The sequence below is a fragment of the Kitasatospora putterlickiae genome (genome assembly GCF_039527695.1).
GTDB classification, from domain to species: domain Bacteria; phylum Actinomycetota; class Actinomycetes; order Streptomycetales; family Streptomycetaceae; genus Kitasatospora; species Kitasatospora putterlickiae.
This window is the reverse complement of the sequence record NZ_BAAAKJ010000028.1, coordinates 12,944-13,448: the sequence shown is the minus strand read 5'-3', so window position 1 is coordinate 13,448 and position 505 is coordinate 12,944. Positions and strand designations below refer to the sequence as shown.

The window sequence follows — 505 nt, the reverse complement described above, 5'->3', positions numbered from 1 at the left end:
CCAACCTGGCCGGCACCGGCGCCGTGCTCCACGAGGGCACCATCCTGGACCCGGCGCTGCTGGACGAGGCCTTCACCGGCGCCGACGCCGTGGTCCACCTCGGGTCGGTGTACTCCTTCGACCGCAGGCGCCGCGGGGACATCGCCCGCACCAACGTCCTGGGCACCGAGACGGTGCTGCGGGCCGCGGTGCGCTCCGGCGCCGGCACGGTGGTGCACGTGTCGACCGTCGGCGCGCTGATCCCCAGCGCGGACCCGGAGCTGCGGGCCGACAGCGCCGTGGGGCGCCCGGCGGAGCCGTACCTGGCCAGCAAGGCGGCCTGTGAACGGGCCGCCCGGCTGCTCCAGGACCGGGGCGCCCCGGTCCGCATCGTCTACCCGCCCGCGCTGCTCGGCCCGCACGACCCTAGGCTCGGCGACCAGACCGGCCGGCTGCGGGACGCGCTGCGCGGGCTGATGCCGCTCTGGCCCACCGGCGGCTTCCCGCTCGGCGACGTGCGGGACAC

The 505-nt window shown here is 77.4% G+C and carries 1 pseudogene; it reads left to right on the top strand.

The annotated features are described in order from the left end of the window. Window positions 1–505: pseudogene (locus ABD308_RS03650) on the top strand (NAD-dependent epimerase/dehydratase family protein); the annotation flags it as partial.